This is a genomic window from Chryseobacterium oncorhynchi (assembly GCF_002899895.1).
Taxonomy (GTDB): Bacteria; Bacteroidota; Bacteroidia; order Flavobacteriales; family Weeksellaceae; genus Chryseobacterium; species Chryseobacterium oncorhynchi.
Window position 1 is genome coordinate 304,976 of the sequence record NZ_PPEI02000003.1, and the last position, 11,827, is coordinate 316,802.

9 protein-coding genes are annotated in these 11,827 nt (G+C 37.1%); 5 read left to right on the forward strand and 4 right to left on the reverse strand.

What is annotated here, in order from left to right:
- Positions 1 to 18 precede the first annotated feature (18 nt).
- From C1638_RS11685 to C1638_RS11695, 3 genes are read right to left on the reverse strand one after another with little or no spacing between them, the layout of a single operon-like run.
- Positions 19 to 2,397, reverse strand: coding sequence for a transglycosylase domain-containing protein (locus tag C1638_RS11685; RefSeq protein WP_109621141.1), 2,379 nt, complete (start codon positions 2,395 to 2,397; stop codon positions 19 to 21).
- Positions 2,398 to 2,403: 6 nt separating this feature from the next.
- On the reverse strand, positions 2,404 to 2,868 hold the full coding sequence (locus C1638_RS11690) for a gliding motility lipoprotein GldH (RefSeq protein ID WP_109621143.1): 465 nt from the start codon (positions 2,866 to 2,868) through the stop codon (positions 2,404 to 2,406).
- Complete coding sequence (locus C1638_RS11695; RefSeq protein WP_109621145.1) at positions 2,861 to 4,267, reverse strand: PSP1 domain-containing protein; 1,407 nt, start codon at positions 4,265 to 4,267, stop codon at positions 2,861 to 2,863. Before C1638_RS11695 ends, C1638_RS11690 begins: the two co-directional genes overlap by 8 nt.
- A gap of 491 nt (positions 4,268 to 4,758) precedes the next feature.
- On the opposite strand from C1638_RS11695, the gene C1638_RS11700 reads away from it, so the two are divergent.
- From C1638_RS11700 to C1638_RS11720, 5 genes are all read left to right on the forward strand, one after another.
- Positions 4,759 to 5,997, forward strand: a complete 1,239-nt coding sequence (locus C1638_RS11700) for an OmpP1/FadL family transporter (protein ID WP_109621146.1) — start codon at positions 4,759 to 4,761, stop codon at positions 5,995 to 5,997.
- Between the two features lie 12 nt (positions 5,998 to 6,009).
- On the forward strand, positions 6,010 to 7,473 hold the full coding sequence (locus C1638_RS11705) for an SGNH/GDSL hydrolase family protein (protein WP_109621148.1): 1,464 nt from the start codon (positions 6,010 to 6,012) through the stop codon (positions 7,471 to 7,473).
- 85 nt (positions 7,474 to 7,558) lie between these two features.
- The gene (locus tag C1638_RS11710; RefSeq protein ID WP_076353029.1) at positions 7,559 to 8,497 is read left to right on the forward strand and encodes a ribose-phosphate pyrophosphokinase; all 939 of its coding nucleotides are present in this window, start codon (positions 7,559 to 7,561) and stop codon (positions 8,495 to 8,497) included.
- Between the two features lie 56 nt (positions 8,498 to 8,553).
- The gene (locus C1638_RS11715; protein ID WP_109621150.1) at positions 8,554 to 9,207 is read left to right on the forward strand and encodes a 50S ribosomal protein L25/general stress protein Ctc; all 654 of its coding nucleotides are present in this window, start codon (positions 8,554 to 8,556) and stop codon (positions 9,205 to 9,207) included.
- A 259-nt stretch (positions 9,208 to 9,466) separates the two neighbouring features.
- Complete coding sequence (locus C1638_RS11720; protein WP_109621152.1) at positions 9,467 to 10,687, forward strand: aminotransferase class V-fold PLP-dependent enzyme; 1,221 nt, start codon at positions 9,467 to 9,469, stop codon at positions 10,685 to 10,687.
- A gap of 94 nt (positions 10,688 to 10,781) precedes the next feature.
- Here the strand turns inward: C1638_RS11720 and hemE are convergent, their stop codons facing one another.
- A complete protein-coding gene (hemE, locus tag C1638_RS11725) occupies positions 10,782 to 11,813 on the reverse strand; it encodes a uroporphyrinogen decarboxylase (RefSeq protein ID WP_109621154.1) in 1,032 nt (343 codons plus the stop codon).
- Positions 11,814 to 11,827 lie beyond the last annotated feature (14 nt).

Here is an 11,827-nt window from a genome sequence, read left to right on the forward strand (position 1 = left end):
GTATTTCTAAAAGAGAATTTATTTATTAAAATCTACCTCATCGTTAGAGTGGAGATTCTCATTTATATTTTCTTCTTTCTTTTCTGTAGGTTTCTTAGGAGTGGGATCTGCTGGTCTCGGATTCTTGATCTCGTCAATAGTCTGAAGACTTCCGTCATCTCCGTATCCTCCACTTAGTCCTTTAAGGTTAGAGCATCCGTCTTTCCAGTCTGATGGCTTGATGAATTTATCATCAGGGGTAACACCTAAACTCTTATCCGCCCATACTTTCTTCATGAAGATGGCCCAGATTGGTAATGCCATTTTTGCACCCTGACCTTCTCCTGTTCCAAAGAAGTGGGTTGCTCTGTCTTCCCATCCAACCCAAGCTCCGGTTGCTAATTTTGGTGTAATTCCCATAAACCAACCATCGGAGTTGTTCTGTGTGGTACCTGTTTTAGCTGCAATTTCAACTGCTTTTGAGATTCCTCTTCTTCCAAGTTCTCCTGATGCAGTACCATATTGTGCAACACCTTTCATCAATTCGATCATTGTGTATGCATATAATGGATTCATTACTTCTTTAGGTTCTACATTTACTTCCTTGATTACTCTACCATTGGCGTCTTCAATTCTCCAGATCATTTCCGGCTTATTGTGGTTACCATAGTTTGCAAAAGTACTGTAGGCACCTAGCATCTCATAGATGGTAATATCTGATGAACCTAGGGCAATAGTATTGTTTCTAGGAATGTCTTCTGTAACTCCCAGATCTCTGGCTGTTTGAATAACTGCGTCTACTCCTGTCATTTCGATAAGTCTTGCTGCAATCGGGTTTTGAGAGTGTGCTAAACCATCTTTTAAAGTAAGCATTCCTCCTCTTCCAGGTACATGCCATCCGTTATGATCATAAGTTCCGTTAGAAACAGTTGAACAAGGAGTCATTCCAAGTTTCATAATAGCAGTTGCATATACGAAAGGTTTGAACGTGGATCCTACCTGTCTCTTACCTTGCTTGATGTGGTCATACTGGAAGTGTTGCCAATCAATACCACCTACCCACGCTTTGATCTCTCCGGTTCCTGGAACCATAGACATTAGCCCGGCTTGTGCTATTTGCTTGTGATATCTGATAGAATCCCAAGGTGACATTTCTACTTCTTCCTCGCCGCTCCATGTAAATCTTGAAGTTTTGATTGGTTTTTTGAACTCCATCATGATTGAATCCTCAGGCATTCCATCTGCTTTTAACAGCTTATATCTTCCGGTTCTTTTCATAGCCTGAAGCATCACATCCTTAATTTGTTTATCATTAAGGTAGTAGAAAGGTCTGTTCTTTCTTCCTCTTTGCTCTGCATCAAATCTTTTCTGAAGATCAGTTAAGTGTTCTTTGATAGCCTCTTCTGCATACTTTTGCATTTTAGAATCAAGGGTAACATAGATTTTTAATCCGTCTTTATAAAGATTTAGTTTCTTTCCTGTTTCTTTTTCGTGACTTTCAAGATATTTATCAATCTCTTTTCTCAGATAGAACTTATAATAGGCAGAATATCCGTCTGTAATACTTTTAATAGGGTGGAAATCTACTTCTACAGGAGTGTTGATCGCCTTTTGGTAGGTTTCTTCATTAATGTATCCTGTTTTCTGCATTTGATCCAATACAACATTTCTTCTTTCCTTTGCTTTTTCAGGATATCTGTAAGGATTGTTTTTCCTTGGGTTTTCAAGCATTGCTACAAAAGTAGCAGCCTCAGGCAATGTAAGCTCTGAAGTTTTCTTATTGAAATATACTCTTGAAGCCATTTCAACACCATTAGCATTGAAAAGGAAGTCAAATTTGTTAAAGTAAAGTGTAATAATCTCTTCCTTGGTGTATCTCTTTTCAAGACTTACTGCTACCACCCACTCCTTTAATTTTTGGAAAGCTCTTTCAAACTTATTTTGAGAAGCATTTCCTGTGAAAAGAAGCTTAGCTAGCTGTTGAGTGATGGTGGAACCTCCTCCACGACCTCCTCCGTAAGCAACGGCTCTGGCAATAGAGTACAGGTCAATTCCTGAGTGTTCTTTGAAACGCTCATCCTCTTTGGCTTGTAATGCATAGATAAGATAAGGAGGAAGATCCTTATAAACAATAGGTTGAGTTTTTTCTTTTTCAAACTTACCTAGGGTTACCCCATCTGAGGAAATAATTTCAGAAGCGACAAAGATGTCTGGGTTTTCAAGCTCTTTTACATCTGGCATCTCTCCAAGGAAACCTTGGGAAACAGCAAAGAAAAGTCCTGAAATTCCTAAAACTACCGCAATGAGTCCAATCCAAATAAATGAGACCCATTTTTTCCAAGAGGTATCTTTCTTTTTTTTAGGAGGCAGAGGAAAAGTTTTTCCTCTATTTCCTGCATTTTTATTGTTTTCTTCCATTTATGGTTACGGTTTAGCCGTTTCTATTTTTATCCCAATGTCCTCAATTCCCTGAAGGTTGTCATTTCTCATTGCCTGTGTAAGGCCAATTTGATATTTTCCCTTTCCTGGAAACTTGTAATTTAATTTATACTGAAACAATGTTTCCTTTGTGTCACCAAAGCCTGTACCAAGCCATTCTCCGTTTGGTTTTGCAAGAACATAATTTAAGGTATCTGTTTCCTTTTTCTTGTTCTGTAGATTGGTGAAATTCACAATAAACCTTATATTACTGTAAGGGTAATTGTTGTTATTTCTTACGACAAATATAATATTTTTAGGATTCTGCGGATCTGAAATTTCAAGATTAAATTTTTGCTCACTTTTCTTATTCCATTTGTTGTCAACGGAGTTCATGATAGTATCTTCTCCCGAAGAAGAGTTACAGCTAAAGAAAAGGATAAGGGAAAATAATCCTAAAATTTTACGCATCTTTATCTTTTTTTGGAGGATATTTCTTTTTAAATTTTTTCTTGTTTGGATTGCTTTGCGGGTTTTGCTCAGCATTAGGATCAACCTCAGTTTTTATCTTTTCCACTGGAGCCTTTTGTTGAGGCTGCGGTCTTTGTTGTCTGGGTTGGTTTCCGGAATTTGCATTAGGATTTTCGGTTCTTTCAGGTTTGTCAGTTCTTTCAGGCCTTTCTTGTCTCTCAGGTCTGCTTTTCTTCTGTCCTTGTTGTCCTTGTCCTTGATTGTTGTTTGGCTTATTCGGATTATTCCTATTGTTTCTATTGTTTCTGTTTTTCTTTTCGAAACGGTCTACGCTGTTTTCCTGAATCAAATCAATAGTTTGAACTGATGTTTCAGGCTGTTTCAAATCTTCTAAAGGAAGGGTTTTTTCACCTCTTTTATTTTTGGAAATCAGCTTTTTAACAAGATCGATGTCAAAATCATACCATGCAATAGAATGATCCACATAAGCAAACCACATTTTCTTTTTGAAAACATCTATTTTAATACAGAAAGCTCTTCCTTTTTCCGTATCCAAGATTGTTGAAGAAGACGGGAAGTTGCTTAATGCGTCTAAATAGCTGTCAAGTTCATAGTTCAAACAGCATTTTAGCTTACCACATTGCCCCGCAAGTTTCTGAGGGTTAATGCTTAGCTGTTGGTATCTGGCTACATTGGTGTTTACAGATCTGAAGTCTGTAAGCCATGTTGAACAGCAAAGTTCACGTCCGCAAGAACCAATTCCACCTACTTTTGCAGCTTCCTGTCTGAAGCCGATCTGCTTCATATCAATTTTGGTTCTGAAAGATCCAGCATAATCTTTAATTAGCTGTCTGAAATCTATTCTGTTGTCTGCAGTATAATAAAATGTGATTTTTGATGAATCACCCTGATATTCTACATCAGTTACTTTCATTTCAAGGCCAAGTCTTTGAGCTATTTTTCTTGCCTCAAGCTTTACACCTTCTTCTTTTTTTCTTGCTTCCTGCCACACCTCAAGATCCTTTTGGTTGGCCTGTCTGTATATTTTAAGTGCCAATTCTTCAGAAAACTTTTTCTTTTTCATCTGAATTTTTACTAATTCTCCCGTAAGGCTTACTACGCCTACATCGTGTCCCGGACTAGATTCTACTGTAACTACGCTACCTATATGTAAAGGAATATTATTTACATTTTTATAAAACGATTTCCTGTCATTTTTAAACCTAACTTCCACAAAATCACACCTATTTGATGTAGGATTGTTGATGTTAGAAAGCCAGTCAAAAACACTTAATTTATAACTATTCCCGCAGGTATTTACACTTTCACAACCAGTTGCGGTTTTTTTAGGGCCGCAAGAATGTGCAGAATCGCCGGATGTTTTGCATCCACAACTCATATTACTATTATTTATAATCTTGCAAATTTATGTTTTTTTATCTTTATGTAATTCTAAAATACTTAAATAACCTGAATTCGGATAAAACATTTCTGTATTTTAACAAGGAAAGGAAGCTGAGAGCTGAGAGAACAAAGGTATAGGGAGTTCAGGTAAGTAGCAGTTTTTTTAATGGTTTTGAAAATTAAATAACTTTTATTAATAAATGAACGGTTAAAATTTCCATTCCCAAGAGTTGTGTTTCATTTTTCTGTCCTTGTTTTATCTGGTCTTTAATTTTTCTTTTGTTAAACAAACGTTTAATATTAAACACTTTTATATATTCATCTTTATACTTTTATTAAACTCTTATAAACTATAGCTTTGTGGCTTGTTATGTCTAGAATGTTATTTTAAACATAGTTTTCTTTTGATGTATTGTTTAAAATATTGGGAAATGTTAACAGTTGTATTCAAAATAATTTTATATTTGAATTATATAATAATAGTCTATGAAAAAAATATTAGTATCAACTGCTTTATTGGCGGGCGTTCTATCTTACGCAGGAGGCTTTAGAGTTTCTTTGCAAGGGGTAAAACAATTGGCAATGGCGCATACTAGTGCTCATGCCGAAGATGCGAGTGTGACATTTTTTAACCCAGCGGGTATGTCATTTATCCCTTCTAAACTGAGTGTTGTGGCAGGAGGGTTTGGTGCAAGTAACAAAGTTACTTTTCAAAACTTCAATACTTTACAAAGTGCAGAGACAGATAACCCTATAGGGACTCCTTTCTACGCGGCGATTACTTATAGACCAATAGAGAAACTTACCGTAGGTCTTAGTGTAACAACTCCCTTTGGAAGTACAATCAAATGGCCTGAAAACTGGGAAGGTAAAGAATTGGTACAGAAAATGGAACTGAAAAGTTTCTATTTCCAGCCAATGGTCTCTGTGAAACTTGCTCCTTGGGTATCTTTTGGTGCCAGCTATATCTATGCAAGAGGAAAAGTAGATTGGGACAAAGCGGTAACGCAATTTGATGGTAAGGTTAATATTAATGATGAAAACGCAAGCGGACACGGATATGGATTTGGGTTCTATTTCAGACCCGATCCGAAATTAGACGTGAGTATTGCTTATCGTTCAGCAATAGATATGAAAGCTAAAAAAGGAACAGCTACGTTCCAGTTCCCATCACAGTCTGTTTATACACAGTTGAAACTTAATGGAGCAGGACAGGATGGCTTCTCTGCAGTTCTTCCATTGGTGGAAGAATATACAATCGGTTTAACTTATAAACTGACGCCGAAATGGTTGGTTTCTGCAGACTTTAACTATCATGGATGGGAAAGATACAGTAAGCTTACTTTAGATTTCGACAATGCTCCTATTGGGAATAATCCATCGGATGCAACTATTCTTACAAATCCTAAGAACTTCAAAAATTCCAAAACATTCAGATTGGGAACTCAATATGCGTTCACAAATATGATTTACGGACGTTTGGGAGCTTATTATGATGAAGCGCCTTATACTACAGATAACTTTATTCCAGAAACACCTTCGTATGATACATATGTGATTACAGGAGGGGTAGGTTTCAAACTGAAGCAGTTCGGAATCGATGTTGCTGGAGGATATGCAATGCCTCAGTACAGAAAGGTAAACAATGTTAACATAGGGCTTAACGGACAGTCAAAAGCAACAGCTTTCTACTTTGGTCTAGGTTTCTCTTATAATCCATTTTAATTTTAGAAGACTATGAAAAAAATTATAATATCGACAATTGCAGTTTCTGCACTTCTTTTTACAGTAACAAGCTGTAATACAGATTTCGATACGGATGTGAAAGATATCCAGGTAACAAAAGGTGATGCAGACTTTACTAAATATATTTCTTTAGGAAACTCATTGACTGCTGGTTATAGAGACGGTGCGCTTTATAGTAGTGGACAGAATGAGTCTTATCCAAGTATGATTGCGGGACAAATGCAGTTCGCTGGTGGAGGAGTTTTTAAACAACCTATGATGCCTAATGATACCGGAGGTTTTACCAACTTGTTTAACCCAGTGACGGGAGATTTTGCAGGTAAATACGTGCTAAGTGTTGTGAGTGGTGCTTTAACTCCAGGTCCAACAGCTCCTGGTGCTGCATTAGATAATGTGTCTGCAGGAGGTCCTTACCAGAATATGGGAGTTCCGGGTGCAAGAGTGGCTCATTTAATCGCTCCGGGATATGGAAATCCTGCTGGTTTGGGAACTACGCCTGCTACAGCTAATCCATATTTCGTAAGATTCGCATCATCAACAACAACTTCAGTAGTAGAAGATGCATTGAAGCAGAATCCTACTTTTGTCTCTTTATGGATAGGAAACAATGATGTTTTATTATATGCAACTTCAGGAGGTGCTGATCCAAATGTTCCGATTACACCGGTAGAAGGTGCTGTAGGAGTAGGATTTAGTAATACCTATGCTTATTTAGTAGATAAATTATTCCCGGCTGGAACCACAAGAAAAGGAGTTATTGCTAACATTCCAACAGTTACTAATGTTCCTTACTTTACAAGAGTTCCTGCTATGCCTCTTACAGGTTTGACGGATGCTCAAGTAACTCAGCTGAATTCAGGATATGCACAATATAATGCAGGATTACTTCAGGCTAAGACTCTGGGAGCTATCAACGATGCAGAATATCAGAAAAGATTAATTAAATTCACTGCAGGTGCAGCAGTTAATGGAGCTGTAATTGTAGACAAAGACCTGGTAGCAGTTCCTGGACTTCCAAAATACAGACAAACTACAACTAGAGATTTAATTCTTTTACCAGCAAGTAAAGTTCTTACTCCACAGGCTGGAGGGGGTACTTCAGTACCATTAGAAGATAAACTTGTACTTACTGAAGCTGAGACTGCAAAAGTGCTTACTGCTACTGCAGGTTATAATGCTGCTATTAAAAAGGCTGCAGCAGACAAAGGTCTTGCTTTTGTAGATATGGATGCTAAAATGATGGAGTTGAATTCTAAATCAGGAATTGTTTGGGATGGTGTGAAATATACTGCAACTTTCGTTACAGGAGGAGCTTTCTCTCTTGATGGAGTTCACCTTACAGGTAGAGGATATGCTATTGTAGCCAACGAATTTATCAAAACAATTAATGGTAAATATAAGTCAACATTACCACAGGTAGATCCGAACAAATATTCAGGAGTTAAATTCCCTTAATAATTGATAAAATAAAAACTTAGAAACCACAGGAGTAATTCTTGTGGTTTTTTTTTAAATTTGCAGAATCTTTTAAAAAGTAAAAATGGCCGATCAGTTAAGTTATCTATTTTGTACAAGAACCAGCAGGGACTTGGCAGAGAAAATTGCCCAGAGTTATGGGAAAGAATTAGGGAAAATCAACTTTCAGGAGTTCAGCGACGGGGAATTTGAGCCTGTTTTGGACGAATCTGTAAGAGGGGGCAGAGTTTTCCTAATTGGATCTACGTTCCCGCCTGCAGACAATCTTTTAGAACTTCTTCTAATGATTGATGCAGCAAAAAGAGCTTCTGCAAAGAGCATTACCGTTGTAATCCCTTACTTCGGGCTTGCCAGACAGGACAGAAAAGACAAACCAAGAGCGCCGATCGGTGCTAAGTTAGTTGCTAACCTTCTTACAGCAGCGGGAGCAACAAGAGTGATGACAATGGATCTGCACGCAGATCAGATTCAAGGATTTTTTGAAATTCCGGTAGATCATCTTTATGCTTCTTCGATTTTTGTTGATTATATCAAATCCTTAAATCTTGACAACCTTACTATTGCTTCTCCGGATATGGGGGGTGCAAAAAGAGCAAAAAACTATGCAGGTCACCTAGGTGCAGAAGTAGTAATTGCTTATAAGGAAAGAAAAAAGGCAAACGTTGTAGAAGAGATGTTCCTTATCGGGGATGTAACAGGTAAAAATGTAATCCTTATTGATGACATGATTGATACTGCAGGAACGCTTTGCAAGGCGGCAGATATCTTGATGGAGAAAGGAGCAAAAACAGTGAGAGCAATGGCTACTCACGGAGTACTTTCAGGAAAAGCTTACGAGAATATTGAGAACTCAAAACTTTTGGAAGTTATTGTAACTGACTCAATTCCTGTTAAAAATAATTTGTCATCTAAAATAAAAGTGCTATCTTGCGCCCCGTTATTTGCCGATGTTATGACAATGGTTCATGAGCATAGATCAATTAGCAGCAAGTTTGTTATTTAATTGATTTTTAGCGAATTACAAAACAAAATTAGAACAATTTTTTAAATTTTTTATAAATGAAATCTATTACAATTCAAGGTACAAAAAGAGAAAGCGTGGGCAAAAAGTCTACAAAAGCTTTACGTGATGCTGAATTAGTTCCTTGTGTTGTTTATGGAGGTGGTGCACCATTGAACTTCTCTGCTGAAGAGAGAGCTTTCAAAGGGTTAGTATACACTCCTGAAGCACACACGGTATCTATTGAAGTTGATGGTCAAACAATTCCAGCAGTTCTTCAAGATATTCAGTTCCACCCAATTACGGACAAAATTCTTCACGCAGACTTCTATCAATTATCTGACGATAAGCCAGTTGTTATGGAAGTTCCTGTAAGAATCACTGGACGTTCTAAAGGTGTTGTAGCTGGTGGTGTTTTACGTCAGTCTTTCAGAAAACTAAAAGTAAAAGCTATTCCTGCTAACTTGCCAGATGAGATCGTTGTAGATGTTACTCCATTAAGAATCGGTAACAAACTTTACATCGGTGGTATCAAAACAACAGGATATACTTTCGTTCACCCAGACAATGCAGTAGTAGTTGCTGTTAAGATGTCTAGAAATGCAATGAAAGGTGGTGCTGCTGCAATGGATGAAGAAGATGAAGAAGAAGCTGAAGAAGTTGCTACTCAATCTCCTGATGTTCCAACAACAGAAGAAAAATCTGCAGAATAAGACTTACTTATTGAAACAATATAAAACCTGTCAATTTATTGGCAGGTTTTTTTTTGTTGTGTAAAAGAGAAAAAAGATAAGCGATATAATCAAATTTAGGCTATCGCTTTACAGCTTTATCTATTTTCTTTGTCTCCAATCATCGAGTATTTCTATGAGCTGACAAGTATCAGTACCCATCCTGATACCTCCTTTAAGAAAAAAAGCCGTAAATTTGAAGAGTTCTAAATAAGAACGTTTTAATTTAAAAAATAAATAAATGTTTGACATTCAGGAAATAAGAAGCCAGTTTTCTATATTGGACAGAGAAGTGAATGGTAAGCCGTTGGTTTATCTAGACAATGCAGCTACATCTCAAAAGCCAAATTCGGTTTTAGAATTCTGTCACGCATATTATACAGAACTTAATGCTAATGTTCACAGAGGAATTCATACGTTAAGCCAATTGGCAACAGAAGAAATGGAGCTTTCCAGAAGAAAGATTCAGAAATTCATCAATGCTGAACATGATTTTGAAGTAATCTTTACAAAAGGAACAACAGAAGGGTTGAACCTCATCGCTTATATTTTAACACAAAAATTACAAAAAGACGATGAGATCATTATTTCATATCTGGAACATCACTCCAATATTGTTCCTTGGCAAATGCTTTGTGAAAGAACAGGAGCAAAACTTCGTGTAATTCCTATTGATGAAAATGGAATTCTGCAGTTGGATTATCTTGATCAATTCTTAAGTGAGAAAACAAAGGTTGTTTCTGTAAATCAGGTTTCCAATGCATTAGGAATTGTAAACCCTATTGAAGAAATTATTGCAAGAACGAGAAAGAATACAGATGCTTATATTGTTATTGATGGTGCTCAGTCTGCTCCGCATTTCAATATTGATGTTCAGAAGCTGGATTGTGATTTCTTTGTTTTTTCAGGACATAAAATGTATGCTCCAATGGGAACGGGTATTTTATACGGAAAACGTGAAATATTAGAAGCTTTACCGCCATTCCACGGAGGAGGAGAGATGATTGCAACATGTTCTTTTGATGGAACAACCTATGCGGGCCTTCCATTTAAGTATGAAGCGGGAACTCCTAATGTAGGCGGAAATATCGCTTTAGGAGCAGCAGTTGATTTTATGGAAAGAATTGGACGTCAGAATATCCAGAATCATGAAAATGCTTTGCTGGAATATGCTCAAAGACAGCTATTAGAATTAGAGGGTATTAAAATCTATGGTGAAAAGGCTCATAGAACAGGAGTTGTATCCTTTAATCTTGAGGGAGTTGGGATTTCGTCTGATGTGGGAATGATTTTGGATAAAATGGGTATTGCTGTAAGAACAGGGCACCACTGTACACAGCCAATCATGGACTTTTTTAATATTGCAGGAACGGTAAGAGCGAGTTTTGCAGTATATAATACCTTTGAAGAAATTGATATTTTAGTTGAGGGAGTTAAAAAAGCACAACGAATGCTGAGCTAGTAATTAACAAATAAATAAAATATAAAAAGCCCTGTCAGTAATGATAGGGCTTTATTATGATCTTAAACTTTCAAGGTGAAAGTTAATTTTGTTTTTAAAGATTGGGCTTCCAATCAACAACTGCTCTGATGAATGCTTCAGCATTTTCAACAGGAACATTTGGTAGGATTCCGTGTCCAAGGTTTGCAATATACCTGTCCTTTCCGAAACGATTAATCATTTCATTTACCATTTTTTTGATGGTTTCAGGTGTTGAATGTAATCTCGCAGGATCAAAGTTACCTTGTAAAGTCATGGTGTGGTTAGTCAAAGTTCTGGCAAGTTCTGGCTTAATAGTCCAGTCAACACCAAGAGCAGAAACCTTAGACATTGTCATCTCTTCCAATGCAAACCAACATCCTTTTCCAAATACTACAACATGAGTAAGAGGGCTTAGTGCTTCAACGATCTGATTGATGTACTGCCAAGAGAACTCCTGATAATCAGTTGGAGAAAGCATTCCTCCCCAAGAATCAAATATCTGTACGGCAGAAACTCCTTTTTCTACTTTTCTCTTTAAATAAGCAATAGTAGTATCTGTAATCTTTTGAAGTAGTAAATGAGCTGCTTCAGGCTGCTGGAAACAGAATGACTTTGCAATATCAAAAGCCTTGCTTCCTTTTCCTTCTACACAATAGCACAGAATCGTCCAAGGAGAACCTGCGAAACCGATCAATGGAATGTCATTGTCTAATTTAAGAAGAGTGAGTTCAATAGCATCAAAAACGTATCCTAAAGTGTCATTCACATCCGGAGTTTCAATATTTTGAACCTGTTCCATTGTTCTGATTGGAGTATCCAACCACGGTCCAACAGATTCTTTCATTTTGAAATCAATCCCCATTGCCTGTGGAACTACCAAAATATCTGAAAACAGAATCGCAGCATCCAAAGGAAATCTGCGGATAGGCTGCATAGTAATCTCAGCAGCAAGTTCAGGGGTCTGACATCTTGTAAAGAAATCATACTTATCTCTTAAGGCAATGAATTCCGGCAGATATCTTCCAGCCTGCCTCATCATCCAGACAGGAGGTCTTTCAACGGTTTCTCCGCGAAGTGCTTTTAAATATAGGTCGTTTTTTATCATAATCTATTTAAACT